Origin of the sequence: Streptomyces avermitilis MA-4680 = NBRC 14893, from assembly GCF_000009765.2 — a bacterium.
Taxonomy (GTDB): Bacteria; Actinomycetota; Actinomycetes; order Streptomycetales; family Streptomycetaceae; genus Streptomyces; species Streptomyces avermitilis.
Genome location: NC_003155.5, coordinates 1,770,594 through 1,795,470 on the forward strand (window position 1 = coordinate 1,770,594; position 24,877 = coordinate 1,795,470).

Consider the following 24,877-nt stretch of genomic DNA (forward strand, 5'->3'; position numbering starts at 1 on the left):
GCAAGGGGGTTTCGTCCATGGCACGCCGTCTGCGCCCGGTCGGGCTCGACTTCACTCAGATCGCTCCCGTGTGTCTGGTGTTCGCCCGCGAGGTGGCCGCGCCCCCGAAGACGGTCTTCCGTGCGCTGGCGGAGGACGTCGGGGGCTGGAGCGAGTGGTTCGGCGCGGTCACCTCCGCCCGGCCGGTCGAGGACGGCGCCGGGCGGGAGGTCCGGCTCAAGGGCGGGACCCGCTTCCGGGAGACGGTCGTCGTGGCGAAACCGGCCGAGGTGTACGCGTACCGGGTCGACGAGACGAACGCTCCCGGGATGTCCGCGCTCCTCGAGGAGTGGCGGCTGACGCCGGCCGGTACGGGCACCCGGGTGCAGTGGACCTTCGCGGCCGACGGGCCCGCGGTCTTCCGGTTCGTGGTGAACCTGGGGCGAGCGGGTCTGGGGCGCGCGTTCCGGGACGCGGTGACCTCGCTGGACCGGCGGCTGGCGGCCACGCGCGCGTGAACCCCCTGCGACGCTGTCCGGCCGCCCCGCGTGCGCGCGCGGGGTCCGCGGCTCAGTCCCGCCAGACCCCCGTCGCCAGCAGCGAGTCGATCGCCGCCGTGTACGGCGCGATGTCCAGCCCCTGCTCGGCCAGCCACGCGTCCGAGTAGTACTTGTCCAGGTAGCGGTCGCCCGGGTCGCACAGCAGGGTCACCACGCTCCCCCGGCGCCCCTCGGCGACCATCTCCGCGACGATCTTCAGGGCGCTCCACAGGCCCGTGCCGGTCGAGCCGCCGGCCTTGCGGCCCATGGCCTGTTCCAGGGCGCGTACCGCGGCGACGCTGGCCGCGTCGGGGACCTTCATCATCCGGTCGATGGCGCCGGGCACGAAGCTGGGCTCCATACGGGGTCTGCCGATGCCCTCGATGCGCGAGCCGCAGTCGCAGGTGACGTCCGGATCGCCGGTCGTCCAGCCCTCGAAGAAGCACGAGTTCTCCGGATCGGCCACACAGATGCGGGTGTCGTGCTGCATGTAGTGGACGTAGCGGGCGAGGGTCGCCGAGGTGCCGCCGGTGCCTGCCGTGGCGACGATCCACGTGGGCTCCGGGAACCGCTCCAGCTCCAGCTGACGGAAGATGGATTCGGCGATGTTGTTGTTGCCGCGCCAGTCCGTGGCCCGTTCCGCGTAGGTGAACTGGTCCATGTAGTGGCCGCCGGTCTCCGCGGCGAGGGCGGCGGACTCCTCGTACATCTTGCGCGAGTCGTCCACGAAGTGGCACTGCGCGCCGTGGAACTCGATCAGGCGGCACTTCTCGGCGCTCGTCGTGCGGGGCATGACCGCGATGAAGGGCACGCCGATCAGCTTCGCGAAATAGGCCTCGGAGACGGCCGTCGAGCCGCTGGACGCCTCGATGACCGGGCGGCCGGGCCGGATCCAGCCATTGCAGAGTCCGTACAGGAACAGCGAGCGGGCGAGCCGGTGCTTGAGGCTGCCGGTGGGATGGGTCGACTCGTCCTTGAGGTACAGGTCGATTCCCCACTCCTCGGGCAGTGGGAAGCGCAGCAGATGCGTGTCGGCCGAGCGGTTGGCGTCGGCCTGGACCTTACGGACGGCTTCCTTGAGCCAGCTCCGGTAGTCGGCGTCGCTGTGGTCGACATCGAGGGTTTCGCCGGGATGAGTGGTACGGGGAGTGCTCACGGCGGGGCTCCTTACACGGTGTGCCGACGCCGCGTCGCGCGGTCGGACGCCTCGATCATAAACACCTTCCGCACGCTTCTCACCTGCATAAACACACCTTTGAGCACCCCAAAGGCACCCCTGGGGCAGGGGTGCGCCGGGTGGTGGGGGCGCATCCGCGCGAGTGCGCCGGATACCCGCCCCCACCTCGCCGTGCGTACTGGTGCTCGCTGCCGGGGGCGGGCAGACTGCACCGCAGGGGACGTCGGTTCCGAACGCGGGCGCACACTGGAGCACGACCACACTCGATCAGGGCCCGCCTGGATCACGACCCGACGCGGGATCCACGGCACGGCACAGGCGAAGCGCACAAGGGGGCGGAGCATCATGGCGGAGCCGGAGTTCACGGCCACAGGCGTGCGGATCGGGAAGAGGCTGCGCTCGCTCACCCGGGCCGGGCAGGTCCGGATCAGCGGCGGCAGGCTTGAGCTGCTCACCAGCTACGGCAGCGAGATCGACAGCGCGCCGGTGCAGGCGGTGCGCGCGTCGAAGCCCTGGTTCGCCCCTGAGGACCGGGCGTTGGCGGATGTCAACGGCACCCGCTATTCGCTGACCCTCGGCGAGCACGATCCCGCGCCCGGGAAGCCGGGTCCGCCGTCGGCACGCCGGTTCATAGAGGCGGTCCGCAAGGCGTCCGGGCGCCGTAGCTGAGAGTGGCGCGAGTTGCAGGAGTGCATCCCCTGGGCCACGCTGGTCTCACCTCACTCTGGGTGTACCGGCGATAACGCTGCGAACCAGCCCGCCGGGTCATCAACAGCGGGCGGCCGACGTACGCAGCCGCTCCACAGCAGACAGCCGGAATGGCCGGCCGCCTGCTCAGCAGGCGGCGTTTTCACGCAGCCACCCTGCTGGATCCGATCTCCGTCTTCTTCCGGACCTCAATTCGGGGAGTCGCAGCCGTGATCAGCAAACCAAGCAGGCACTGCACGGTAGAGCTCCAAGCCCTTCCGTCGCGGATCGGCCAGGTCCGCAGAATCGTCTCTGCGCAGTTGCGCTACTGGCATCTCGACCCCTTGATAGACCAGGCCGCACTCGGTGTGACCGAGCTGCTGTCCAACGTCCACCGCCATGCCCAGCCCGACAAGACGTGCATCGTGGAGATGGAGCTGCTGCTGGACCGGCTCACGGTCTCGGTGCACGATCACGACCCCCGGCTGCCCGTGGTGCGGGACGCGGAACCGTCGGCCACCTCCGGGCGCGGCCTCGCCATGGTCGCCGCGGTGAGCGAGAGCTGGGGGGTGCGGCCGGAAGGCGAGTCCGGGAAGGTCGTGTGGTTCACGCTCCCGGCCCCCTCCGCGACGGCGCTGCCCACACGTCCGCCGCGCGACATCGGCCGACCCGTGCCCGTTCTCAGGCGCGCGGTCGACGGGCGCAGGTCCGAACACGCTCCCGCCCGGTCCGCCGTTGCCGGCTGACCGGGCGGTGACCCGTCGCTCGTACCTCCGGTTGCCGTGCCTCGTACGTCCCTCATGTGGACGTCGGGGCCGGCCGCGCCCGTCGGATCATTCCGTGGCGCCGACGCGCGGCACGTGCAGGCGTGGCCGCCCGTCGGCAGTTCGGCCGATGAGCGGTTCGAGATAGCGGGCCACGTTGCCGCGGTTACGGCTGCCGCCGACGTCCCGGGGCTAGACGGATGCCGCGCCGCCCTTGCCCAGGCGGCCGAACTGCTCGTCCAGGACGGAGAGCCGACGCCAGTACTCGTCCTCGTCGATCTCACCGGAGGCGAAGCGCCGGCCGAGCACGGCGATCGGCGAGTCGCCCGTCGGGCGGCCGTCGCCCATGGCGCCCCACGCTCCGCCACCCCACGGTCCGCCGCGTCCGCGCCTCACGGTGCGGCGCAGGACGGTCACGACGCCGATCACGACGGCCGCCCAGATCAGCGGGAAGAACGGAATCCACGGGCCGGGCCCGCCGTCCCAGTTCGCCAGGGTCTGCATCTCGGGTCATCTCCTCGGTGGGGTTCTCCTGTGATGTCTCGAGAATGGCTCCGGGAGGGGGCCCGGGTCGTCGTACGGCCGACGGCGGTGCGCGTACCTCCCGGGGAGTACGGGCGCTATTAAGGCCTCGACGTCTGTACCTACTAGTATGTACAGTCACGGTATGAGCACCCAGGAGCGACTGATCGAGTCCACCCGCGAGCTGCTGTGGGAACGCGGTTACGTGGGCACCAGCCCCAAGGCGATCCTGGAGCGCGCGGGCGCCGGCCAGGGCAGCATGTACCACCACTTCAAGGGCAAGCCCGATCTGGCGCTGACCGCGATCCGCCGCACCGCCGAGGAACTGCGGGCTGCCGCGGAGGGCGCGCTGAGCGGTCCGGGCACGCCGTACGAGCGCATCGAGGCGTATCTGCGCCGCGAGCGCGACGCCCTGCGCGGCTGTCCGATCGGGCGGCTGACGATGGACCCGGACGTGGTGGCGAGCGAGGAACTGCGCGCCCCCGTCGACGAGACGATCGACTGGCTGCGCGAGCAGCTGGCCGGGATCGTCGAAGAGGGAAAGGAACAAGGGCAGTTCGCGCAGTCGCTGGACGCCGAGGAGATCGCCGCGACCATCCTCGCGACCGTCCAGGGCGGCTATGTCCTGGCACGCGCCGCCGGCTCACCGGCAGCCTTCGACACGGGCGTGCGCGGCCTGCTCTCCCTGCTGCGCCCCCCGCCATGAGGAGTTGCCCCGGCGCACCTCGCGCCCGGCACGACCACCGACCGGGACGCACCCGTCGGCCCGGACGAACACCCCTCACCCAGGAGGCACCCGGTGCACGCCATGCAGTACGAGCTGACCCTTCCCGCCGACTACGACATGGACATCATCCGCAGCCGGGTGTCCCGCCTCGGTCATGCGCTCGACCACTGGGACGGCCTCGGATTCAAGGCGTATCTGATGCGTGAGCGCGGCGTGGACGGCTCGCCGGTCAACCAGTACGCGCCGTTCTACCTGTGGAACACGGTCGAGGGCATGAACTCCTTCCTCTGGGGAGGCGCCTTCCAGGGGATCGTCGACGACTTCGGGCGACCGCCGGTGCAGCAGTGGACAGGGCTGTCGTACGAGGAGGGGGGCGCCGCCGGCTCCCCGGCCAGGGTCGCGGTGCGGCACCGGCGGCGGGTGCCCGAGGGGGCGCGGCTGACCGGGCTGATGCAGGACGCGGTGCGGGAGGCTCAGCAGCTGGCCGCGCTGGACGGCGTGGTGGGCGCGGCCGCCGCCGTGGATCCGCGGCGCTGGGAGCTGGTGCACTTCTCGCTCTGGGAGCATGACGCGCCGAAGGCGGCGGGTGAGGTCTTCCAGGTGCTGCACCTGTCGGCGCCGGGCCGGGCGAGCCTGCCGCGGGGGCGTCAGTGGTGAGCACGGTCCGCACCGTGCTCGGGGACGTGCTCCCCGAGCACCTGGGCGTCTGCGACGCGCACGATCACCTCTTCTTCGGCAGCCCTCAACTCCCGGGACAGGAACTGCGGGACGCGTCCGCCGCCCGGGCGGAACTGGCCGCCTTCCGCGAGCAGGGCGGCGGGAGCGTGGTGCAGTGGACGCCGTACGGCCTGGGCCGGCGCGCCGCGGACCTGCCGCTGCTGTCCCGTGACACGGGCGTGCACGTGGTGGCCGCGACCGGACTGCACCAGGCCGTCCACTACGACGCCGGGACGCTCGCCGAGCTGCGCGGCCGGCTGGCCGACACGTTCGTCGCCGAACTCACGACCGGCATCGGCCCGTCCGGGGTCCGGGCCGGGCTGATCAAGGTCGCCGGCGGCTTCCACGCCCTCGACGCGCACGCCCGCTGGACGATGACCGCGGCCGCCGAGGCCCACCACGCGACGGGCGCGCCCATCGCGGTGCACCTGGAGCTTGGCACGGGCGCGCTCGACGTCCTCGACCTGCTGTGCGGTGAGTCGGGTGTGCCGCCGCACCGGGTGATCCTCGGTCACCTGAACCGCTCCCCCGATTTCACGGTGCACCGCCAGGCCGCGGAGGCGGGCGCCTTCCTCGCCTTTGACGGCCCGTCACGCGCCAATCACGCCACCGACTGGCGCATGCCCGACGCGCTACGGGCCCTCGCCGAGGCGGGCTTCGGCCATCGGCTGCTGCTCGGCGGCGACACGACGACCGCGGCGGCGCGCTCGGTCAACGGCGGCCCTGGACTCCCGTATCTGCTGCGCCGACTGCGCCCGCGGCTCGAACAGGCCCTGGGGAAGGACCTGGTGGGACGGATCTTCACCGAGAATCCGGGGCGGGCCTTCGGGGTGGAATGGCGCTAGGGCCTGTCGCAGGCACCGGTTCAGGAGCCGGCCGAGATGCGGCGCCCGCTCGGGGCGCCGTGGAGCCCGGCCGGGCCGTGAGCCGTCAGGTCCCGGCCAGGGCCGCGAGCGGATCGTCCAGTACCGGCTGCCACGCCAACTCCGCGGCGCCCACGAGGCTGTTGTGGTCGAGGGTGCAGGGGAGGATCGGTACGCCGCCGCTCTGGCCCCACAGGCTGCGGTCGGCGACGACGGCGCGCAGCCGGTCCGGGTCGGCGTCGAGCAGGGTGCGGTGCAGGCCGCCGAGGATGATGCGGTCCGGGTTGAGGATGTTGACGAGTCCGGCGAGTCCGAGGCCCAGCCGGTCGATCAGCGCCTGCGTCGCCGTCCGCACATACGGGTCGGCGTACTGGGTGCGGATCAGGTCGTTGGCCTGCTGGAGCAGCGAGACCTCGGGGCCGGGGTCGCGGCCGGCCGCGGTGAGGAAGGCCAGCGGATCCGCCTCCACGTCGAGGCAGCCGCGGCTGCCGCAGTGGCAGGGGCGGCCGCCCTCGGGGTTGACCGTCAGATGCCCGACTTCCAGCGCGAGTCCCGAACTGCCGGTGTGCAGACGCCCGTCGAGGACCAGGGCGCCGCCCACCCCACGGTGTCCGGTGGCCACGCACAGCAGGTCACGGGAGCCGCGGCCGGCGCCGTGCCGGTGCTCGGCGAGGGCGGCGAGGTTGACGTCGTTGGCGGCGAAGGCGGGGCCCGTGATGCCCGCCGCGCGGACGCGCTCGGCGAAGATCTGGCGGACGGGCGCGCCCGCCGGCCAGGCCAGGTGCAGCGGGTTGAGCGCGAGGCCCTCCGGCTCGGCGACGGCGGACGGCACGGCGAGCCCGGCCCCGACACAGCGCCGTCCGGTCTCCTCGAGCAGCTCGGCGCCCGCCTCGACCACCGAGCCGAGCACCTTCGCCGGGTCGGCGTCGACGGTCTCACAGCCGGGCGCGGTGGCGACGATGCGCCCGCCCAGACCGACGAGCGCGGCCCGGAATCCGTCGGCGTGCACCTGGGCGGCGAGCGCCACCGGCCCGTTCTCGGCGACCTCCAGCCGGTGCGAGGGGCGGCCCTGCGAGCCGGCGGCGGCGCCCGGGTGCGCGTCGACACGGATCAGTCCCAGGGCCTCCAGCTCCGCGGCCACCGCTCCGGCGGTCGCCCGGGTGACCCCCAGCTCGGCGGTGAGCACGGCCCGCGTCGGCGCACGTCCCGTGTGCACCAGCTCCAGCGCCGGCCCGAGCGCACCGCGTCCCCGGTCCAGCCGCGTCCGTGTGTTCCCTTCCCCCGCCACCCGGGGGCCCGCCTTGCCATTCATGAGGGCGAGTCTCCCATGATCCGCTCCGGTGAGACCCGGCAGCCGGCTCCGATGAGGCCCGGCAGCCGGCTCCGGTGAGGGCCCGGCGTCCGCCGCGCCGGGGGCCCCGCGGTCGATGACCGCCGCTTCGGTCTCATTCGCCGGACGGGTCCTGGAAGCCGCTCACCCGCAGCGTGATGTTCAGCCGGCCCACGAGCCCCAACTCGGGCGGCGCCGTGTCCGCGTACACCCTCGGTACCCCGTGGTACGCGAGCCGGCTCGCGCCGCCGAACACGAACAGATCGCCGCTGCGCAGTTCCACGTCCGTGTACGGCCGGGTCCGGGTCCGCGCGTTGCCGAAGCGGAAGACGCAGGTGTCGCCGACGCTGAGCGAGACGACCGGCGCGCCGGACTTCTCGTCGCTGTCGCGGTGCATGCCCATACGGGCGTCGGCGCCGTAGAAGTTGATCAGAGCGATGTCGTACGGGACCGGCGGCACCGCCTGCGGGCCGAGGGCGTCGGACACCGCGTCGCGGCCGAGCTCCGCCAGCCAGTCCGGGAGCGGCTTCACGGGGGCGCCGTCGCCGTCGACGACCGTACGGGCGTACCCGTAGGGATACCAGTGCCAGCCGAGGCAGACCTGCCGGGAGGTCATCGTGCCGCCGCCGGGGGTGTGGACGGTGCGCAGGCCGGCCGGTGGGCGGGCCCAGTCGCGGCAGGCCGCCAGGAACCGCCGCTGCCGGCCCGCGTCCGCCCAGTCCGGCACATGGACCGCGTCCGGTGCGACCTGTGCGCGGCTTCGCGGGAACAGCTCGGCGTCCATGCCCCCATCATCACGTACCGCCTCCTCGCCCATCGGCGCGGACCGGGGCCGATCTGCGGCTCGGTTAGCCTGGAGCCACGATGAACGACCCGATGACCACGCCCTGGGGCGCGTACGCGCTCGCCCGCTTCCCCGAGGATCCACGCGACCGGCTGCGTGCCTGGGACGCCTCCGACGCGTATCTCCTGCGGCACCTCGCGGCGAGCGGCACTCCGCTCTCGGGATCGGTGGTCGTGCTCGGCGACCGGTGGGGTGCGCTCACCACGGCGCTCGCGGCGCACCGGCCGACGCAGATCACCGACTCGTTCCTCGCCCGGGAGGCGACCCGGGAGAATCTCGGCCGGGCCGGCGTCGACCCGTCCTCGGTCCGGCTGCTGACCACGCGGGACACCCCGCCGGAGCGGATCGACGTGCTGCTCGTACGCGTCCCGAAGAGTCTGGCGCTCCTGGAGGACCAGCTGCACCGTCTCGCGCCAGGGGTGCACGAGGGGACGGTCGTCGTAGGCGCCGGGATGGTCAAGGAGATCCACACCTCGACGCTGAAGCTGTTCGAGCGGATCCTCGGCCCGACCCGTACCTCGCTCGCCGAGCAGAAGGCCCGGCTGATCTTCTGCACCCCGGACCCGGGGCTCGTACGGGACCCGAATCCATGGCCGTACCGCTATCGGCTCCCCGACGGCGTCGGCCCGTTGTCGGGGCGGCCCGTGACCAACCACGCCGGCGTCTTCTGCGCCGACCGGCTCGACATCGGCACCCGGTTCTTCCTGCGGCACCTCCCGCGCGTGAGCGGGGCCGAGCGTGTGGTGGACCTGGGCTGCGGCAACGGAGTCGTCGGTACGGCGGTCGCGCTGACCGAGCCCGAGGCCGAGGTGCTGTTCGTGGACGAGTCGTACCAGGCGGTGGCCTCGGCACGGGAGACGTTCCGGGCGAACGCGGACGGGACCGCCGAGTTCCTGGTGGGCGACGGTCTTTCCGGGGTACCCGCCGCGAGCGTCGACGTCGTCCTCAACAACCCGCCGTTCCACTCCCACCAGGCGACCACGGACGCCACCGCCTGGCGCATGTTCACGGGGGCGAAGCGCGCGCTGCGGCCGGGCGGCGAGCTGTGGGTGATCGGCAACCGCCACCTCGGCTACCACCTGAAGCTGCGCCGCCTGTTCGGCAACAGTGAACTGGTCGCGAGCGACGCGAAGTTCGTGGTGCTCCGGGCCGTCAAGAAGTAGGCGTCCCGCTACCCGAGCCGGTCGTCCGGTGCTGCGGGCCGCCGGCGGCCCGCAGCACCGCGATGAGCTCCGCCGCCGCGGCCGCCATCGCCTCCCGCCCCACACTGAGGTACTTGCGTGAGTCGACCGCGTCGGGATGTGCGGCGAGGAACTCCCTGATCGCTCTGGTCATCGCGAGGTTCAGCGCGGTCCCGATGTTGACCTTGGCTATGCCGCCCGTGACGGCCGCCGCCAGTTCGTCGTCCGGCAGGCCGGAGGAGCCGTGCAGGACGAGCGGTACGTCCAGCTGCGCGGCGAGCCGCCTGAGCAGACCGTGGTCGAGCGCGGCCGTGCGCGAGGTCATCGCGTGCGAGCTGCCGATCGCCACGGCCAGTGCGTCCACTCCGGAGTCGGCCACGAAGGCGCGCGCCTCGGCCGGATCGGTGCGGGCTCCGGCCGCGTGCGCGTCCAGCGGCGGCTCGCCGTTCTTGCCGCCGACCTGTCCCAACTCGGCCTCGATCCAGAGCCCTCGGGCATGTGCCCAGTCGGCGGCGGCGCGGGTCGCCGCGAGGTTCTCGGCGTACGGCAGCCGGGCCGCGTCGTACATCACGGAGCCGAATCCGGCGCCGGGCGCCTGGCGCAGCAGGTCGTCGCTCTGGACGTGGTCGAGATGGAGTGCGACCGCCACCGACGCCCGTTCGGCGGCCGCGGCCGCGGCCCGGGCCAGCGGGAGCAGACGGCCGTAGCGGAACTTGACGGCGTTCTCGCTGATCTGGAGGACGACCGGCGCGCCGACGGACTCCGCGCCCGCGATGACGGCCTCGACGTGCTCCAGGGTGATGATGTTGAACGCGGCGACGGCGGTGTGGTCCGCGGTGGCTCCGGCGATGAGGTCACCGGTTGCTGCCAGTGGCACAACTCCTCCTTCTGCGGCGGCGGTCGGGCCGGTTCAGCGGGCGGCGGGGGCGAGTATCACCGAGCGGGTCAGATGGCGCGGCCGGTCGGGGTCGAGTCCGCGGGCGGCGGCCACGGCGACCGCGAGCCGCTGTGCGCGGACGAGTTCGGCGAGCGGGTCGAGACCGCCGGCCACCCACAGTCCGCCGGTTTCCCGGACCTGTTCGGCCAGTCCTTCGGGTGCCTCGCCGAGCATCCAGGTGGCGGTCCCCCGGGTGGTGATGCTGATGGGGCCGTGCCGGTACTCCATCGCCGGATAGGCCTCCGTCCACGCCAGTGCGGCCTCGCGCATCTTGAGCCCGGCCTCGTTCGCGAGCCCGACGGTCCAGCCGCGCCCGAGGAAGGTGAACTGCGTGCACTCGACGAGCCCTTCGGGCAGCGGAGTGTCCAGGGCGGTGCGGGCGTCGGCGACCACGGCGTCGGTGTGCAGGCCGAGGTGGGCGCGGAGCAGGGTGAGGGCGGTGGTCGCGAACCGGGTCTGCACGACCGACCGCTCGTCCGCGTAGTCGAGCACGACGACCTCGTCCGCCGACTCCATCACGGGGGTGCGCGGGTCCGCGGTGACGGCCGTCGTGCGGGTACGGCCCCGGAGTTCGGCGAGGAGCGCGAGGACCTCGGTGGTGGTGCCGGAGCGGGTGAGCGCGACGACACGGTCGTACGCGCGTCCGGGCGGGAATTCGGAGGCGGCGAAGGCGTCCGTCTCCCCCTGTCCGGCCTGTTCCCGCAGCGCGGCGACGGCCTGCGCCATGAAGAACGAGGTTCCGCACCCCACGACGGCTACCCGCTCCCCCGTCGCGGGCAGTGCTCCCGCGTACTCGGCCGCCTCCGTGGCGGCGCGGGTCCAGCAGGCGGGTTGGCTGTTCAGCTCGTTCTCGACATGGCTCATGCCGTAACCCCTCCCCAGCGATGCACTTTCATGCAAGATATAGCGGCCTTTCGAGCACAATCAAGCATGCGGAGGGAAGTAAGGGGTGCGCTAAGGTCGCCGGAGATCGAGGAACGGAGAGTGGGGATGTCGCGCGACGCCCGCTGGAAGACACTGCTGGAACTGCTCGTCGAGCGGGGCCGGCTGGATGTCGAGGAGGCGGCGGCCCAGCTGGAGGTGTCGGCGGCGACGATCCGGCGCGACTTCGACCAGCTCGCCGAGCAGCAGATGCTGGTGCGCACGCGCGGCGGCGCGGTCGTGCACGGCGTCTCGTACGAACTGCCGCTGCGCTACAAGACGGCCCGCCACGCCTCCGAGAAGCAGCGCATCGCGAAGGCGGTGGCCGAGCTGATCGCCCCCGGCGAGGCAGTGGGGCTGACCGGAGGCACCACCACCACCGAAGTGGCGCGGGCGCTGGCCGTGCGCGGCGACCTCGCGTCCGGCTCGCCCGCGCTGACCGTGGTCACCAACGCCCTCAACATCGCCAACGAGCTGGCCGTACGACCTCAGTTCAAGATCGTGGTGACCGGCGGGGTCGCGCGCCCGCAGTCGTACGAGCTGGTCGGGCCGCTCGCGGACGGCGTGCTCGGCCAGATCACCCTCGACGTCGCCGTGCTCGGCGTGGTCGCCTTCGACGCCGCGCACGGCGCGGCCGCGCACGACGAGGCGGAGGCCGCGATCAACCGGCTGCTGTGCGAGCGCGCCGAGCGCGTGGTGGTCGCCGCGGACTCCAGCAAGCTGGGCCGGCGTGCGTTCGCCCGGATCTGCGCGACGGAGGCGGTGGACACGCTGGTCACGGACGCGCCGGTGAGCGAGGACACGGTGCGCCGCTTCGCGGAGGCGGGCGTGGAGGTCGTCGCGGTCTGAGGGGTCTCGCCGAGTGCCGCGTCGGGCACGAGGGCCGACGCCGACGTGTCCGGCGGAAAGGCCGCGCTCACCGTCCGGCGGAAAGGCCCCCTCACCTCACCACCGGCCGGTCCGCCGTGGACGCTCGCGCGGCCGCCCTGGGATCCGGCATCTCCTCCGGCGGCGACTCCTGAAATCCGGCCGGGACCCGGGCGGACCGCCCACGGCCACCCGTACCGACCGTGACGTTCGCCGCAAACGCGGCCGGGCTGTTGTGGCCGGCGACCGGAACCTGATCCAGTGGCCCCAGCGTCGAGATCCGGGGGAACACCGCATGACAACCGGCCATTTCACATCCGTCGAGGACGTCTCCGCACGCCTCGCGGAGACCGGCTATCTGGCGTCCCCCGCGGTCGCCACCACCGTCTTCCTCGCCGACCGTCTGGGCAAGCCCCTGCTGGTGGAGGGCCCCGCGGGAGTGGGCAAGACGGAGCTGGCGAAGGCGGTGGCCGAGGTCGCGGGCGCCTCGCTGATCCGGCTCCAGTGCTACGAGGGCGTCGACGAGTCGCGCGCGCTGTACGAGTGGAACCACGCCAAACAGCTGCTGCGCATCAGCGCGGGCCGTGACGAGACGTGGGACGAGGCGCGCACGGACATCTTCGGCGAGGAGTTCCTGCTCCCGCGCCCGCTGCTCACCGCCATCCGCGGCGACGAGCCGAAGGTGCTGCTGATCGACGAGACCGACAAGGCCGACGTCGAGGTGGAGGGCCTGTTGCTGGAGGTGCTGAGCGACTTCCAGGTCACCGTCCCCGAGCTGGGCACGATCACCGCGACGCGCCGCCCGTTCGTGGTGCTCACCTCGAACGCGAGCCGCGAGCTGTCCGAGGCGCTGCGCCGGCGGTGCCTGTTCCTCCACATCGGCTTCCCCGACGAGGAGTTGGAGTGCCGCATCGTACGGCTGAAGGTGCCGGGCCTCGACGCGGCACTGGCCGAGTCGGTGGTACGGGTGGTCGGTGCGCTGCGCGAGATGGATCTGCGCAAGGTCCCGTCCGTCGCCGAGACCATCGACTGGGCGCGCACGCTCCTCGCGCTCGGCGCCGACACCCTCGACGAGACCGTCGTACGCGACAGCCTCGGCGTACTCCTCAAGCACCAGGAAGACATCCTCAAGGCGTCCGCCAAGCTCGACCTGGACGCCGTGTGAAGGCGCCGGCCGCGTCCGGTGTGCCCGAACGGCTGACCGCGCTCGTCCAGGCGCTGCGCTCGCACGGCATCCGGATCGGGACCGGCGAGACCGTGGACGCCGCACGGGCCCTGGAGGCGCTGGGCCTGGCCGACCGCGAGTATCTGAGGGAGGGGCTCGCCTCCGCGCTGTTGCACGGCACCGGGCAGCGGGCCGTGTTCGACCCGGTCTTCGATCTCTACTTTCCGCGCGGTGTCGGAGTACCGGAGCCCGGCAGCGGTCCGGCCCCGGACCGGGACGAGCTGCGGGACCGGATCGCCGCCGCCCTCGCCGCGGGCGATGAGGCGCTCCTCGGCCAGTTGGCGGCCGAGGCGGTGAACGGCTTCGGGGGGTACGGGAGTTCACCGGGGTCGGACGGCTGGTCGTCGTACCAGACGCTCGACCGGCTGCGTCCACAGACCCTGCTCGCCCGCGTCCGCGCGAGTGTCCTGGCACAGGCCACGGACAGCGGGTTCGCCGACCGGTTGCTCGACGACGAGATCCGCCGGCGTATCGAGGAGTTCCGCCGGCAGGTGCGCACCGAGGCACGGCGCAGGGTCGCCGAGCGGCGCGGGGCGGACGAGATCGCCCGCCGGGGTGTCGCCCCGACCGCCGACCGGGTCGACTTCCTCTTCGCCGGACGCGCCCAACTCGCCGAACTGCGGCGGACGGTGCAGCCCCTGGCGCGCAAACTGGCCACCCGGCTGGCCGCGCGCCGCCGCCGTGCCTCCCGCGGCACCATCGACCTGCGCCGGACCCTGCGCGGCTCGCTGTCGACGGGCGGCGTGCCCATGCGCCCGGTCCTGCGCCGACGCCGTCCGGTCCGTCCCGAACTGGTGCTGCTGTGCGACGTGTCCGGCTCCGTGGCCGGCTTCTCGGACTTCACCATGCTGCTCGTGCAGGCGCTGCACGACCAGTTCAGCAAGGTGCGGGTGTTCGCCTTCGTCAACCGGATCGACGAGGTGACCGGCCTGGTCGTCCGCGGTGCGGCCGACCCGGAGGGGCTCGGTGCCCGCATCATGGCGCAGGCCGCCCTGACGGGCTGGCACGACAGCAGCGACTACGGCGTCTCGCTGGGCGAGTTCGCGGAGCGGTACGCCGACGCGGTCGGGCCCCGGGCGTCGGTGTTCGTCCTCGGTGACGCCCGGACGAACAGGAGCGACCCGAACCTTCCCGCCCTGCGCCGCGTCGCCGAACGGGCCCGGCGGGTCTACTGGTTGAACCCCGAGCCGCACACCCAGTGGGGCACGGGCGACTCCGCGGCCCTCGCCTACGCCGAGGTCGTCGAGATGCACGAATGCCGCAACGCCCGGCAGCTCGGCGAGCTCGTCGCGCGTCTGCTTCCGGTGTAGGTCCCTCCCCGAACCGGACTGGCTCGACCGGGTTCACGCGCGCATCGGGTGAGGCATATACGGGGGGACGGACGGAACTCGCGCCCCACGGCTGCCGAAGGACCCACCGCATGCGCAGATCGGCTCGTACGGCTCCGGCGGCACTCACGCCTCTGGCCGATCACGTCGACCCCGCCTGGCTGCCGTCCGAGGCGTTCCGCGCGCTCGGCTCCCGGCGCACCGTCGTGTGCGGGACCGGGGCGCTCGTCGACACCGTGCACGGTGAAGTGGCGTGGGCGTGCGGGGCGTTCGGCGGTTCGGTGGTGCGTGCCGAGGAGCCGGCGGACGACCGGCCATGCGACCTGCTGCTGCACCTCGGCGAACGCCTGGACGCACCCGAGCCGCTCGGCGACGAGGGGTTCACGCTGGTGCGGCGGCGGGGCCGGACGACGGTGACCGCCGCGGGGCAGCGCGGGCTGCTCTACGGGCTGTTCCATGTCGTACGGCTGGGCGAGGCCGCGTTCGGTGCCTCGCGAGCCCGCGAGGCGCACCGTCCCGCGCTGGCGTCGCGCATGCTCGACCACTGGGACAACGTGGCGGTCCACCCGGTGATGGGACAGGTGGAGCGCGGCTACGCGGGCGGCTCACTGTTCTGGCGGGACGGCCGGGCGCGCGGCGACCTGGAGCGAGTGCGGACGTACGGACGGCTGCTCGCGGCCTGCGGGATCAACGCGGTCGCCGTGAACAACGTGAACGTGCACGCGACGGAGGCGCACCTGCTGACCGACCGGATCGGCGAAGTGGCCGAGATCGCGGGCGCGTTGCGCCCCTACGGGATCAGGACGCAGCTGTCGGTCACCTTCGCGGCACCCCTGGTCCTCGGCGGCCTGGCGACGGCCGACCCGCTGGACGAGGCGGTGCGCGCGTGGTGGGCCGAGGCGACCGGCCGGGTGTACGCGGCGATTCCCGACTTCGGCGGGTACGTGGTGAAGGCGGACTCGGAAGGGCAGCCGGGGCCGTTCGCCTACGGCCGCAGTCACGCGGACGGCGCGAACCTCCTCGCCGACGCGCTCGCCCCGTACGGCGGCACCGTGCACTGGCGGGCCTTCGTCTACGACCACCGGCAGGACTGGCGGGACCGGTCGACGGACCGGGCGCGCGCCGCGTACGACCACTTCGTGCCGCTCGACGGCCGCTTCCGGGACAACGCGGTCCTCCAGGTGAAGCACGGGCCGATGGACTTCCAGGTGCGTGAGCCCGTCTCCCCGGTCATCGGCGCCATGCCGCGCACCCGGCTCGCGGTGGAGGTGCAGGCCACCCAGGAGTACACCGGCCAGCAACGGCATGTGTGCGCGCTCGCGCCGATGTGGAGCCAGGTGCTGCGGTGGCGCCCCGAGGGGGCGACGGGGACGAGTGTCGGGGAGCTGGCGCGCGGCGGACTGGTGGCGGTGTCGAACGCCGGCGACGACCCGTACTGGACCGGGCACCCCCTCGCCCAGGCCAATCTCTACACGGTGGGGCGGCTGGGCTGGCAGCCGGACGCCGACCCGTTCGGCCTGCTGGACGAGTGGATCGACCTGACCTTCACGCCCGCGCGCACCGAGGCTCCGGAGCGACTGGTCGCCGGACTGCGCGCGGTGCTGTACCGCTCCTGGCGTACGTACGAGAAGTACACCGCCCCGCTCGGCGTGGGCTTCATGGTGCAGCCGGGACACCACTACGGGCCGAGCGTGGACGGCTACGAGTACAGCCCGTGGGGCACGTACCACTTCGCCGACCGGGACGGCGTCGGGGTCGACCGCACGCGCGCCACCGGTACCGGGTACGCGGGGCAGTACGCCAAGCCGTGGGCGGAGGTGTACGAGTCGCCGGACACCTGCCCCGACGAACTGCTGCTGTTCTTCCACCATGTGCCGTACGGGCATGTGCTGCACAGTGGCAGGACGGTGATCCAGCACATCTACGACACGCACTTCGAGGGCGTGGCCGAGGTCGAGGAGGCCCGGCAGGTGTGGGCCTCGCTCGTGGACCTGGTGGAGCCTGCGCGGCACACGCGGGTGGCGGAGCGGTACGAGGAGCAGCTCCGCGGCGCCCGCGAGTGGCGCGATCACATCAACAGCTACTTCTTCCGGAAGTCCGGGGTGCCGGACGCGCACGGTCGCCGGATCCACTGAGGCCGTACCGAGGCCCCGCTGAAGCCCCGTTGAGGCCCCGTTGAGGCCCTACCGAAGCCGTAGTACCGCCACGCCGAGCGGGTCGAGGGTGAGCGGCTCGGACCGCTCGGACCGCTTGCCGGTCAGCAGGTCGGTGGCGGTGGCGTGGGCGGTCAGGCGGGCCGGTTCGGGCGCGTGGTTGAGGAGGAACAGCAGGCGGGTTCCGTCGGGGGCGACACGCGTGGCGGTCTCCACGGCCGGGTGGTCGGCGTACGGGCCGATCAGGTCGTGGCGGGCGAGGACGCGGCGTACCACCCAGTCGACGCCGGGCTGTGCCAGGGCCGTGGCGACGTACCAGCCCTCGCCCCCGCGTTCGCCGAAGCGGTGACGGGTGACGGCCGGGGTGCCCGCGTAGAAGTCGGCCTGATACGTGCCAACCGGCTCGGCGCCTCGCGGGAGGACGATCTCGAAGACCAGCCGTGCGTCCGTGTGCACGACGTCTTTGTCGTCCCCCAGGGTCACCGGGTGGGCGGTGTCCGCCGGGCGGGCGTCCCACTCGTCGACGCGGATGCCCATGAGCGGCGCCAGCGGGCCGGGGACGTCGGCCAGGAAGGCCCGGTCGTGGGTGTCGACGCGGCCCGAGAGGAAGGTGGTGAGCACCGTGCCGCCGCGTGCGGCCACGGCTTCGAGGCGGCCGGCGAGATCACCCTTGACCATGTGCAGGGCGGGCGCGAGCACCACGTCGTACGCGCGGAGGCCGGCGGTCACCGGTACGACGTCGATGTCGGCGCCGGCCTCGCGGGCGGCCCGGTAGTAGGCGTGCACCTGATCCTGGTACCGGACAAGCCGGGAGGGGCCGTCGGAGATCTCCAGGGCCCACCAGCTGTCCCAGTCGAAGAGGAGGGCGGTACGGGCGGGGGTGCGGGCGCCGAGCGGGGTGTCGCCGAGGAGCTCAAACTCCCTTCCCAGGTGGCTCACTTCACGGAACACCCGGGTGTCGTCGCGGCCCGCGTGCCCGATGACCGCGCCGAAGTACTTCTCGCAGGCGCCACGCGAGGCGCGCAGCTGGAAGTAGAGGACGGCGTCGGCGCCGTGGGCGACGGCCTGCCAGCTCGCGAGGCGCAGTTCGCCGGGGCGCCGCAGCGGGTTGACGTCGCGGCAGGCCGTGGTGGACGGGGCCTGCTCCATCAGCCAGAAGGGGGCGCCGTCCTTGAGGCCGCGCATCAGGTCGTGGGCGAGCGCCGGCCAGGTCGGCGGGGCGTCCAGGGGCGGGTAGTTGTCCCAGGAGGCGAAGTCCAGGTGGGGCGCCCAGCGGTGGTAGTCGAGCGGGCGGTACATGCCCATGAAGTTGGTGGTGACGGGCGTCTCGGGACTGTGCTCGCGGATCGCCTCCTTCTCGGCGAGGAAGCAGCCGAGCAGCGCGTCCGTGGTGAAGCGCAGGTAGTCCAGGGTGATGCCCTGGAAGGCGGTGTGGTCGGGGCCGCGCCAGTGCTCGGTGAGCGCGCTGGGCGGCTCGATCTGGTCCCAGTCGGTGTAGCGGTGCGACCAGTAGGCCGTGTACCAGGCGTCGTTGAGGGCGTCGAGGCCGCCGTGGTGTTCGCGCAGCCAGCGGCGGAAGGCCTCGGCGCACAGGTCGCAGTAGCAGGCGCCGCCGTACTCGTTGCCGATGTGCCAGGCGAGCAGCGCCGGATGGCCCGCGTAGCGCTCGGCGACCCGGCCGGCCAGGGCGGTGGCCGCGCTCTTGTAGGCGGGTGAGCTGGGGCAGAAGTTGTGGCGCTGGCCGTAGCGGTGGCGGCGGCCCTCGAAGTCGGTGCGGTTGACGTCGGGGTGGGCGCGGGCCAGCCACGGCGGAAGGGCGGCGGTGCCGGTGGCCAGGCAGACGCGGCGGCCCTCGGCGGCGGCGCGCTCCAGGATGCCGTCGAGGACGCCGAAGTCGTAGGCGTCCTCGGCGGGTTGAGTGAGGGACCAGGCGAACACCCCGACGGTGAGGGTGTCGATCCGGGCCTGGGTGAACAGGCGGTGGTCGTCGTCCCGGACGGCCTCGGGCCACTGCTCCGGGTTGTAGTCGCCGCCGTAGGGGATCTTGCCGATGCCGGGCGCGGTCATGCGGTGAAGTCCTCCTCGGTTTCGGTGATCACCGGACGGCAGGCGTGCAACAGGGACAGCAGCAGGAGGGGGGCGAGCAGAGCGGGCAGGGCCTCGGTGGCGAGCAGGGTGAGGCCGGTGGTGAGGACGATCAGGGAGGCGGCGCCGAGGGTGGCCCTGACGTGCCGGAGCAGGAAGTACGCGGCGAGGCGACAGGTGTCCGCGGTGCGGAAGGTGAACAGGGAGGTGAGGACGAGGGCGTGGGCGCCCCAGAGCAAGCAGCCGAGGCCGATGACGGCCAGCAGGGCGGCCCACCAGCCGGGCAGCCCGCCGACGGCGAAATGGGTCAGGCAGAAGGCGATGACGGTGAGCCAGGCGAGCAGCGGGGTCCAGATCTTCAGGGCGGGCCGGGCGTTCAGGCGCCAGCCGCGCCAGTAGTCGCGGGCCGGGTGCAGGTCGGTGAGGTCGCGGCCGCGGTGGTGCAGCGCGTACACGGCGGCCGCGAGGGCGGGGCCCAGCGGCAGCAGACAGGCCGCGGCGAGCGGCAGACCGGACGGGTCGGGCCCGAGGACGAGCAGGGCGCCGAGGCCCGGCGACGCGGCGGTGAGCAGCATCACCTCCACGGTGAGCAGGGTGTGGACCAGGGCGGCGGCACGGGAGAGCGGGCCGTCGCCGAAGGACCGGGTGCGGGGGCTTCGGGTTTCGCCGGCCCGGCCTTCGTCCACGACGCTCATCGCGGCTCCACCGGGGAGCCCAGCAGGCGCCGCTCGTCCCACCACGGCGGTGTCTCGTCCTCGACGGGGCTCAGCTCCACCAGGGTGACCTCGTGGCGGGCGAGGGTGAGGCCGAGGTCGGCGCGGAAGTCCTCGACGGGGAGGCGCAGATGGCTGCGGGCGGGTTCGGCGGCCTCGTGCAGCAGATCGATCTGGTGGGGCCGGGGCGAGCGCGGGCCGCCCATGTGCCGCCACGCGGTCCACGCGTTGCCGTGCTCCTCGTCCACGGTGGAGCGCCGGACGAAGGCGGCGCCGCGCGGCCTCCTGCCCACGGGCACGGACAGCCGCAGGGTGTGCCGGTCCGGGCCCGGTGTGCGGCCGGTCTCGTCGACGGGCGCCCAGGCCAGTACGGTGACCCGACCGTCGGGGTGGCGGGTGACGAGATGGTCGTCGCCGCGCTCCAGCAGTTCCTCCCCCATCCGGGCCATGAACGCGTACAGGTGGTACGTGGGCTTCTTGACCTGGCGGTGGGTGAGCAGCCCGAAACCGCCGTGGAACAGCGCGGTGGGCACACCGGACTCCTCGAACATGTCACTGAACGTCCAGTACGAGAACGAGTCCGCGTGGTCGCCGCCCGCCGCGAGTACGGGCGCCAGGTAGGCGGCGTGGAACGCGGTGTCGTGGATCGGATTGTCCGGACGGTAGGAGGAGTTGAACTCGGTGATGTGGACCGGGAGTTCGGTGTATCTCGTGCCCTTGAGCTGCTCGCGCGGCCGGGCGAACTGGTCGAGCAGCCGCCGCGCCGGGGCGAGGGTCTGGTACGCGCCGAAGGGCACCGGCCGGGCCGGTCCCGAGGTGTACGCGTGCCGCGACACGAAGTCGACCGGGACCTCGCGGCGCTCCGCGAACTCGGCAAACCGGAGCAGCCACTCGTCGGCGCCGGGCGAGATCGCCGGGCCGCCCACCTGGAGGGAGGCGTCCACGTCCTTCACCGTGCGCGCGGTCACCTCGTACAGGCGGTGGTACTCGGCCTCGTCGGCCCCTTGCCAGAAGTCGGTGAGGTTCGGCTCGTTCCACACCTCGATCGGCCAGGTGCGCACCTCCTCGATGCCGTAGCGGTCGACGAGGTGCGTGAGCGTCGCCCGCACGAGCCGCGCCCACTCGTCGTACGAGCGGGGCGGGGTGACATTGCCGCGCCACCAGAAGACCGTCTGGTCGCCGCTCGCCAACTCCGTGGGCATGAAGCCGAGTTCGAGGAAGGGGCGGACATGCAGACCCAGGTAGGCGTCGACGACCTGATCGACGTAGGTGAACGAGTGGTGCACACGCCGCGCCCCCTCGTACGCGTACGGCCGGTACACGCCCATGCCGTCGGACAGCAGCCCGTGCCCCCGGATGTACCGGAAGCCGATCTCGCGCTGGAGCAGCGCGAGGGAGTCCTGGTAGTCGCGGCGCAGGGCCAGTTCGATGCGGCCCGTGCCGACGCAGGCGCGCCAGGCGTCGGAGAGCCGTCCGGTCGCCTCGGCGGGGACGCTGATCACCCGTGCTCCTTCTTGAAGCGCTCGTACGCCGTGTTGTGCAGGTCGATGTACCGCTGCATGTTCTTGGCCTTGAGTTCGGCGAGGTAGGCGTCCCATTCGCTCATCGGGCGCTTGCCGAGGGCGAACTTCAGTGTGTTCTGCGTGACGTGGTCCTTGAGCGGCGTGTCCCAAAGCGTCGCCTGCTCCTGCTCGTCGGCCTTCAGCGGGTGGGCCGGGTCGACCGGGAGGAGCTTGCGTCCCGCCATGGCGTCCTGGAACGCCTTCTCGTCCGGGGAGAACGAGGAGGACACCAGGGCCCAGGAGCCGCCGTAGGCGAACTCGCCGTTGGTGAACCCGTAGTCCTTCTGCAGGTCCTTCGGCGCGGAGGGGTCGGAGCCCATGTAGCTGATGCCGTCCGCGACCTTGTAGCGGCCCGCTCCCGAGCTGGTGTAGGTGACGCCCTCGACGCCGTACTTGGCGAACTCCTGTCCGCCGTCCGAGTACCACAGCCAGTCCACGAACTGCATCATGGCGACGAAGCTGTCGCCCTCGGCGGCCCTGCCGGCGACCATCAGGCCGTTCTCCAGGCGGCTGCCCACGATCACCTCGCCGGTCGGGCCGATCGGCACCGGGATCATCTCGATGGTCGCGCCCTTGACCTGTTTACCCAGGTTGTAGCGGTAGTTCTGCACCAGTTCCTGCGGGTTGGCGCTGATGACGAAGGACTTCCCGGACAGCAGCTTCCGCACCGCGTCGTCGTCGGACTGGGTGAAGCTCTCGGGGTCCATCAGCTTCTCGGCGACGAGCTTGCGCAGGTACTCGAGCATCTGCCGGTACTCGTCCGTCGCCCCGGTGAAGACGTACTTCCGTGCCTTGGTGTCCCAGGCGGTGTTGGCGTAGCTCCAGCCGGCCTTCGTGCCGAACGCCGGTCCCAGGTAGTTGAGGAGCGCGCCGCCCGGTGTGGGCTGGCCCCAGCGGTCGGAGAACGGATAGACGTCCGGGTACGCGGCCTTGAGCGCCTTCAGCACGTCGTAGACCTGATCCCAGGTGGTCGGCAGGTCGAGGCCGTGCTTCTTCAGGACGTCCGTACGGAAGGAGAGCGAGTAGCCGGACTTGACCTTCTCGTGCAGGCCGGGCAGGACGTAGTAGTTGCCGTCGGCCTGCCGGATGCTGTCCAGGTCGCCCTCGAGTCCCCACTTCTCGACCTTCGCCCGGAAGTTCGGCATGAGCCTGACGTACTCGCTGACCGGCAGGATGGCCCCGGAGGACACGAACGCGGTCTCCTGGCCCGGGTACGTCTTGGGGATCAGTAACGGCGCGTCGCCCGCGCCGATGAGCAGGCTTCGCTTCTTGTCGTAGTCGCTGGCGGGGACCGAGGTCGGCTTGAGGGTGACGCCGGTTCGCTCGGTGACCTCCTTCCAGAACAGCCAGTCGCGCTTCATCGGGTAGGTCGGCATGTCGTTGTGCAGGATCGTGAAGGTGAGCGCCTTGGTGGCCTTGAACTGGTCCCCCGCCCCGTAGTTCTTCATCGCGCCGGCCCGCTTCTTGGAGAGGTCCTTCGTGTCCGCCTCCCCGTCGCCGCTGCCGCAGCCCGTCAGGGCGGCGAGGCCCGCGAACCCGGCCACGGCGAGCAGGCCTCTGCGGGACAGCTGTCCGGTGTTCTTCACGGATGACTCCCTTGTTTCCGTAGTTCGGAGCGCGGTCAGCCCTTGACGGCGCCGAGCGTCACGCCGGAGACGAAGTAGCGCTGGACGAACGGGTACACGAGGAGGATCGGCAGCGCGGTGAGCACGATCGTCACCGACTGGATGTTCGCCGCGACCTGGGTGAGCTGTTCCAGGTCCGCCCCGGCGTTCTCGCCGCCGGTCGCGCCCGCGATGAGGTTGCGCAGATAGACCGTGACCGGCATCTCCTCGGCCCTGTCCAGGTACAGGAAGGCCCCGAACCAGGAGTTCCAGAACGACACCGAGTAGAAGAGCACCATCGTTGCGATGACCGCCTTGGACAGCGGCAGCACGATCCGCAGCAGGATGCCGTAGGTGCTGAGGCCGTCGATCTGCGCGGCCTCCTCCAGCTCGGTCGGCAGGCTCTCGAAGAACGCCTTCATCACCAGGAGGTTGAAGACGCTGATCGCGTTCGGGATCACCATCGCCCACAGCGTGTTCTTCATGCCGAGGCCGGTGATCAGTACGTAGTTCGGGATCAGGCCGCCGGAGAAGAACATGGTGAACACGGCGACGCCGACGAGCGCGCCGCGGCCCTTGAGGTGCGGTTTGGCCAGCACGTAGGCGTAGCAGGTGGTGAGCACCATGGCGATGGCGGTGGCGACCACGGTGTACAGGACCGTGTTGCCGTAGTTCCGCCAGAACATCCCGTCCTTGAGGACGATCTTGTAGGTGGTGAGGTTGAAGCCCTCGGGGAGCAGGTTCACCTGGCCGGCCCGGATGCGGTCCTCGGCGCTGAACGAGCGGGCGACGATGTTGACGAACGGGTAGAGCGTGACGGCCACGACGCCGGTCAGGATCAGCCCGTTGACCGCCTGGAAGACGCGGTGGCCGCGGGACGGCCGGCCGGCCGAGAGACGCGGGCGGGCAGGGCGGCGCGGGCGCCCGTCGGAGAGGGTCACCACAGGCTGGTCCCCACTGTGCGGCGCGAGAGCTGGTTGGCGGAGAAGATCAGGACCAGGCCGATGACCGCTTCGAACAGGCCGATGGCCGCGGCGTAGCTGAAGCTGTTGGACTCGACGCCGGTGCGGTAGAGGTACGTGGAGATCACGTCGGCGGTGGGATACGTCAGCGGGTTGTAGAGGAGCAGGACCTTCTCGAAGCCGACGGCCATGAACGTGCCGATGTTGAGGATCAGCAGCGTGATCATGGTGGGGCGGATGCCGGGCAGGGCGACGTGCCAGATCTGCTTCCAGCGGCCCGCTCCGTCGATGCGCGCGGCCTCGTACAGGTCCTCGTCGATGGTGGTGAGGGCGGCGAGGTAGAGGATGGTGCCCCAGCCCGCGGTCTGCCAGATCTCCGAGCCGACGTAGACCGCGCGGAACCAGTCGGGCTCCTGAAGGAACCTGACGGGCGCCTGGCCGAACGCCTTCAGGGCATGGTTGACCGGGCCGTCGGTGGCGAGCATCTGCATGGTGACGCCCGCGACGATCACGATGGACAGGAAGTGCGGAAGGTACGACACCGACTGCACGAAACGTTTCAGCGCACGGGTGCGGACCTCGTTGAGCAACAGCGCCAGCACGATCGGCACCGGGAAGCAGAACACCAGGGTCAGCGCGCCCAGCCACATCGTGTTGGTGAACACCTGCCAGAACGTCGGATCGGTCAGGAACATGCGCACATAGCGCAGGCCGACCCACCGCTCGCCCAGCATGGAGCCGCCCGGTTCGAAGCGACGGAAGGCGATGGCGTTGCCGATCATCGGCAGATAGCGGAACACCAGCAGGAACAGCAGCGGCAGCACGACCAGCGAATACAGCTGCCAGTCACGGCGCAGCGCCTGCCGCCAGGTGCGGCGGGGTGCGGGCCGCCGGCGCGGCCGGGGTGCAGTGTGCTCGGACGGCGATGGATTCCGCGCGCCGGGCGTGGGGTCCACAGCGGTGGGGCTGGTCATGCTCGGGCCTCCCGTGGCGAGAGCAGGGAAAGGCAGTGCACGTCCGACGAGGCCCGTCCGTATGAACGCGGCCGATAAGTTCCATAAAAATTCCGGTAACGCAGCGGCAACCTAGGGGCGCCTGATGTCGCTGTCAATGGATGCCGCACGATGTGGAATTGGGGCAGCATGGGCGTTTGAACGCTCCAACACCTAGGTACGACACCTGAGTTCACC

General features: G+C 71.9%; 23 protein-coding genes. 11 read left to right on the plus strand and 12 right to left on the minus strand.

Annotated features, from left to right (window positions below; translation table 11 throughout):
- Nucleotides 1-17 precede the first annotated feature (17 nt).
- Complete coding sequence (locus SAVERM_RS07635) at nt 18-497, plus strand: SRPBCC family protein (RefSeq protein WP_010982872.1); 480 nt, start codon at nt 18-20, stop codon at nt 495-497.
- 52 nt (nt 498-549) lie between these two features.
- On the opposite strand, the gene cds1 is transcribed toward SAVERM_RS07635, so the two are convergent.
- Nucleotides 550-1,674: an L-cysteine desulfhydrase Cds1 gene (cds1, locus tag SAVERM_RS07640; RefSeq protein WP_010982873.1), complete on the minus strand. Its 1,125-nt coding sequence runs from the start codon at nt 1,672-1,674 to the stop codon at nt 550-552.
- Between the two features lie 366 nt (nt 1,675-2,040).
- Between cds1 and SAVERM_RS07645 the strand changes: the two genes are divergently transcribed.
- Nucleotides 2,041-2,364 (plus strand): hypothetical protein, encoded by a 324-nt coding sequence (locus SAVERM_RS07645; protein ID WP_010982874.1) that lies wholly within the window; start codon nt 2,041-2,043, stop codon nt 2,362-2,364.
- 248 nt (nt 2,365-2,612) lie between these two features.
- The gene (locus SAVERM_RS07650) at nt 2,613-3,128 is read left to right on the plus strand and encodes an ATP-binding protein (protein WP_010982875.1); all 516 of its coding nucleotides are present in this window, start codon (nt 2,613-2,615) and stop codon (nt 3,126-3,128) included.
- A 210-nt stretch (nt 3,129-3,338) separates the two neighbouring features.
- Here SAVERM_RS07650 and SAVERM_RS07655 read toward each other — a convergent pair whose 3' ends face one another.
- Nucleotides 3,339-3,650 (minus strand): SHOCT domain-containing protein, encoded by a 312-nt coding sequence (locus SAVERM_RS07655; protein WP_010982876.1) that lies wholly within the window; start codon nt 3,648-3,650, stop codon nt 3,339-3,341.
- 163 nt (nt 3,651-3,813) lie between these two features.
- On the opposite strand from SAVERM_RS07655, the gene SAVERM_RS07660 reads away from it, so the two are divergent.
- The 3 genes from SAVERM_RS07660 to SAVERM_RS07670 all read left to right on the plus strand — a co-directional run bounded on the left by SAVERM_RS07660 (nt 3,814) and on the right by SAVERM_RS07670 (nt 5,957).
- Nucleotides 3,814-4,374 (plus strand): TetR/AcrR family transcriptional regulator, encoded by a 561-nt coding sequence (locus tag SAVERM_RS07660; RefSeq protein ID WP_237528736.1) that lies wholly within the window; start codon nt 3,814-3,816, stop codon nt 4,372-4,374.
- A 93-nt stretch (nt 4,375-4,467) separates the two neighbouring features.
- Nucleotides 4,468-5,052, plus strand: a complete 585-nt coding sequence (locus SAVERM_RS07665) for a DUF4865 family protein (RefSeq protein WP_010982878.1) — start codon at nt 4,468-4,470, stop codon at nt 5,050-5,052.
- Nucleotides 5,049-5,957, plus strand: a complete 909-nt coding sequence (locus SAVERM_RS07670) for a phosphotriesterase family protein (protein WP_037646225.1) — start codon at nt 5,049-5,051, stop codon at nt 5,955-5,957. Before SAVERM_RS07665 ends, SAVERM_RS07670 begins: the two co-directional genes overlap by 4 nt.
- A gap of 85 nt (nt 5,958-6,042) precedes the next feature.
- Here the strand turns inward: SAVERM_RS07670 and SAVERM_RS07675 are convergent, their stop codons facing one another.
- Together SAVERM_RS07675 and SAVERM_RS07680 are read right to left on the minus strand one after the other, a co-directional pair.
- The gene (locus SAVERM_RS07675; protein WP_010982880.1) at nt 6,043-7,287 is read right to left on the minus strand and encodes an ROK family protein; all 1,245 of its coding nucleotides are present in this window, start codon (nt 7,285-7,287) and stop codon (nt 6,043-6,045) included.
- Nucleotides 7,288-7,420: 133 nt separating this feature from the next.
- Nucleotides 7,421-8,089 (minus strand): alpha-ketoglutarate-dependent dioxygenase AlkB family protein, encoded by a 669-nt coding sequence (locus tag SAVERM_RS07680; protein ID WP_010982881.1) that lies wholly within the window; start codon nt 8,087-8,089, stop codon nt 7,421-7,423.
- A gap of 80 nt (nt 8,090-8,169) precedes the next feature.
- Between SAVERM_RS07680 and SAVERM_RS07685 the strand changes: the two genes are divergently transcribed.
- Nucleotides 8,170-9,312 carry a methyltransferase gene (locus tag SAVERM_RS07685; RefSeq protein ID WP_010982882.1) on the plus strand — a complete coding sequence of 381 codons (1,143 nt, stop codon included), beginning with the start codon at nt 8,170-8,172 and terminating at the stop codon, nt 9,310-9,312.
- Here SAVERM_RS07685 and SAVERM_RS07690 read toward each other — a convergent pair.
- Together SAVERM_RS07690 and SAVERM_RS07695 are read right to left on the minus strand one after the other, a co-directional pair.
- Nucleotides 9,302-10,207 carry a class II fructose-bisphosphate aldolase gene (locus SAVERM_RS07690; protein ID WP_010982883.1) on the minus strand — a complete coding sequence of 302 codons (906 nt, stop codon included), beginning with the start codon at nt 10,205-10,207 and terminating at the stop codon, nt 9,302-9,304. The genes SAVERM_RS07685 and SAVERM_RS07690 overlap by 11 nt on opposite strands.
- 33 nt (nt 10,208-10,240) lie before the next feature.
- A complete protein-coding gene (locus tag SAVERM_RS07695) occupies nt 10,241-11,131 on the minus strand; it encodes an SIS domain-containing protein (protein WP_037645982.1) in 891 nt (296 codons plus the stop codon).
- 126 nt (nt 11,132-11,257) lie between these two features.
- Here SAVERM_RS07695 and SAVERM_RS07700 point away from each other — a divergent pair, with 126 nt between their 5' ends.
- From SAVERM_RS07700 to SAVERM_RS07715, 4 genes are all read left to right on the plus strand, one after another.
- Nucleotides 11,258-12,037 carry a DeoR/GlpR family DNA-binding transcription regulator gene (locus tag SAVERM_RS07700; protein WP_010982885.1) on the plus strand — a complete coding sequence of 260 codons (780 nt, stop codon included), beginning with the start codon at nt 11,258-11,260 and terminating at the stop codon, nt 12,035-12,037.
- A gap of 313 nt (nt 12,038-12,350) precedes the next feature.
- Nucleotides 12,351-13,220, plus strand: coding sequence for an AAA family ATPase (locus SAVERM_RS07705; RefSeq protein WP_010982886.1), 870 nt, complete (start codon nt 12,351-12,353; stop codon nt 13,218-13,220).
- Nucleotides 13,217-14,590, plus strand: coding sequence for a VWA domain-containing protein (locus SAVERM_RS07710; RefSeq protein ID WP_010982887.1), 1,374 nt, complete (start codon nt 13,217-13,219; stop codon nt 14,588-14,590). Before SAVERM_RS07705 ends, SAVERM_RS07710 begins: the two co-directional genes overlap by 4 nt.
- A 110-nt stretch (nt 14,591-14,700) precedes the next feature.
- Entirely contained in the window at nt 14,701-16,743 is a 2,043-nt protein-coding gene (locus tag SAVERM_RS07715) for an alpha-glucuronidase (protein ID WP_010982888.1), read from the plus strand.
- Between the two features lie 48 nt (nt 16,744-16,791).
- Here SAVERM_RS07715 and SAVERM_RS07720 read toward each other — a convergent pair whose 3' ends face one another.
- Genes SAVERM_RS07720 through SAVERM_RS07745 form a run of 6 tightly spaced genes read right to left on the minus strand, consistent with a single transcriptional unit; the run spans nt 16,792 to nt 24,661 of the window.
- Complete coding sequence (locus SAVERM_RS07720; protein WP_010982889.1) at nt 16,792-18,828, minus strand: beta-galactosidase; 2,037 nt, start codon at nt 18,826-18,828, stop codon at nt 16,792-16,794.
- Complete coding sequence (locus SAVERM_RS07725) at nt 18,825-19,541, minus strand: YesL family protein (RefSeq protein WP_042492836.1); 717 nt, start codon at nt 19,539-19,541, stop codon at nt 18,825-18,827. The genes SAVERM_RS07720 and SAVERM_RS07725 overlap by 4 nt, the downstream gene beginning before the upstream one ends.
- Complete coding sequence (locus tag SAVERM_RS07730; RefSeq protein ID WP_010982891.1) at nt 19,538-21,061, minus strand: GH39 family glycosyl hydrolase; 1,524 nt, start codon at nt 21,059-21,061, stop codon at nt 19,538-19,540. The genes SAVERM_RS07725 and SAVERM_RS07730 overlap by 4 nt, the downstream gene beginning before the upstream one ends.
- The gene (locus tag SAVERM_RS07735; protein WP_010982892.1) at nt 21,058-22,707 is read right to left on the minus strand and encodes an ABC transporter substrate-binding protein; all 1,650 of its coding nucleotides are present in this window, start codon (nt 22,705-22,707) and stop codon (nt 21,058-21,060) included. The genes SAVERM_RS07730 and SAVERM_RS07735 overlap by 4 nt, the downstream gene beginning before the upstream one ends.
- 35 nt (nt 22,708-22,742) lie before the next feature.
- A complete protein-coding gene (locus SAVERM_RS07740) occupies nt 22,743-23,669 on the minus strand; it encodes a carbohydrate ABC transporter permease (RefSeq protein WP_010982893.1) in 927 nt (308 codons plus the stop codon).
- Nucleotides 23,663-24,661: an ABC transporter permease gene (locus SAVERM_RS07745; RefSeq protein ID WP_010982894.1), complete on the minus strand. Its 999-nt coding sequence runs from the start codon at nt 24,659-24,661 to the stop codon at nt 23,663-23,665. Before SAVERM_RS07745 ends, SAVERM_RS07740 begins: the two co-directional genes overlap by 7 nt.
- Between the last annotated feature and the right edge of the window lie 216 nt (nt 24,662-24,877).

What these genes read in the sequence shown, in the direction of transcription:
- SAVERM_RS07700 (WP_010982885.1), top strand. Translation starts at nt 11,258, where the DNA reads ATGTCGCGCGACGCCCGCTGGAAGACACTGCTGGAACTGCTCGTCGAG.
- SAVERM_RS07695 (WP_037645982.1), bottom strand. Translation starts at nt 11,131, where the DNA reads ATGAGCCATGTCGAGAACGAGCTGAACAGCCAACCCGCCTGCTGGACC.
- SAVERM_RS07745 (WP_010982894.1), bottom strand. Translation starts at nt 24,661, where the DNA reads ATGACCAGCCCCACCGCTGTGGACCCCACGCCCGGCGCGCGGAATCCA.
- SAVERM_RS07705 (WP_010982886.1), top strand. Translation starts at nt 12,351, where the DNA reads ATGACAACCGGCCATTTCACATCCGTCGAGGACGTCTCCGCACGCCTC.
- SAVERM_RS07675 (WP_010982880.1), bottom strand. Translation starts at nt 7,287, where the DNA reads ATGAATGGCAAGGCGGGCCCCCGGGTGGCGGGGGAAGGGAACACACGG.
- SAVERM_RS07680 (WP_010982881.1), bottom strand. Translation starts at nt 8,089, where the DNA reads ATGGACGCCGAGCTGTTCCCGCGAAGCCGCGCACAGGTCGCACCGGAC.
- SAVERM_RS07715 (WP_010982888.1), top strand. Translation starts at nt 14,701, where the DNA reads ATGCGCAGATCGGCTCGTACGGCTCCGGCGGCACTCACGCCTCTGGCC.
- SAVERM_RS07655 (WP_010982876.1), bottom strand. Translation starts at nt 3,650, where the DNA reads ATGCAGACCCTGGCGAACTGGGACGGCGGGCCCGGCCCGTGGATTCCG.
- SAVERM_RS07725 (WP_042492836.1), bottom strand. Translation starts at nt 19,541, where the DNA reads ATGAGCGTCGTGGACGAAGGCCGGGCCGGCGAAACCCGAAGCCCCCGC.
- SAVERM_RS07645 (WP_010982874.1), top strand. Translation starts at nt 2,041, where the DNA reads ATGGCGGAGCCGGAGTTCACGGCCACAGGCGTGCGGATCGGGAAGAGG.
- SAVERM_RS07635 (WP_010982872.1), top strand. Translation starts at nt 18, where the DNA reads ATGGCACGCCGTCTGCGCCCGGTCGGGCTCGACTTCACTCAGATCGCT.
- SAVERM_RS07685 (WP_010982882.1), top strand. Translation starts at nt 8,170, where the DNA reads ATGAACGACCCGATGACCACGCCCTGGGGCGCGTACGCGCTCGCCCGC.
- SAVERM_RS07660 (WP_237528736.1), top strand. Translation starts at nt 3,814, where the DNA reads ATGAGCACCCAGGAGCGACTGATCGAGTCCACCCGCGAGCTGCTGTGG.
- SAVERM_RS07720 (WP_010982889.1), bottom strand. Translation starts at nt 18,828, where the DNA reads ATGACCGCGCCCGGCATCGGCAAGATCCCCTACGGCGGCGACTACAAC.